Below are 912 nucleotides of genomic sequence, written 5' to 3'. Positions count from 1 at the left end.
GTGCCAAGACCGGTTTTCATTGTGCCGATGCGTTGTTATGGATTTTCATCCTTTGCGTGACAAATTGTCTGTGACGTGTCTTTTTGGTTAAATAACGTAAAAAACCGGATGTGGTATCCGTTGTACACTTGTTTTTGTTAACTTTGTGACTTGAAGAATCTTTATCTTAATAAAAAAACATTTGGCCTATGAAATCAAGAATATTATTGCTGTCGGCAATGATGTGCGGTGCCATTGCCGTGAGTGCGCAGACACTTCCGTATCAAAATCCAGAACTTACCGCCCGCGAGCGGGCCGTTGACTTATGTGCCCGGCTTACCCTTGAGGAGAAAGCCGCGCTGATGCTCGACGACTCTCCGGCAATACCGAGGCTTGGCATAAAGCGGTGGCAGTGGTGGAGCGAGGCTCTGCACGGTGTCGCCAACATGGGAGGAGTGACTAATTTTCCCGAGCCGATAGGCATGGCCGCCTCGTGGAACGACGCACTGGTATACCGTGTGTTCGACGCGGTCAGCACCGAGGCGCGCGCCAAGTGGAACGAGCTGACGGCCCGTGGAGGCGATGTCACCCGCTTTCACGCCCTGTCGGTGTGGACTCCCAACGTGAACATTTTCCGTGATCCGCGCTGGGGACGCGGACAGGAGACATACGGCGAAGACCCTTACCTGACGGGAGTGATGGGCAGTGCGGTGGTGCGTGGCCTGCAAGGCCCGGAGGAATCCAAGTACCGCAAGCTGTGGGCGTGCGCCAAGCACTATGCCGTGCATAGCGGACCGGAGTGGAGCCGGCATACGGCCGACATCAACAACATATCAGCCCGAGACCTGTGGGAGACCTATCTGCCCGCCTTCAAGACCGTGGTCGAGGATGCACGGGTGCGCGAGGTGATGTGCGCCTACCAGCGTTACGACA

At 55.7% G+C, this 912-nt stretch carries 1 protein-coding gene; it reads left to right on the top strand.

Translation table 11 applies throughout. From position 1 onward, the window contains the following. Positions 1-218 precede the first annotated feature (218 nt). A partial coding sequence (locus tag MoGM_RS00005) for a glycoside hydrolase family 3 protein (protein ID WP_371410486.1) occupies positions 219-912 on the top strand: 694 nt, incomplete at its 3' end.

The organism is Prevotella sp. MGM1, assembly GCF_002933775.1.
Classification (GTDB): domain Bacteria; phylum Bacteroidota; class Bacteroidia; order Bacteroidales; family Bacteroidaceae; genus Prevotella.
Note: the sequence above shows the minus strand (reverse complement) of the source record. Positions and strands in the feature narration are given on the sequence as shown.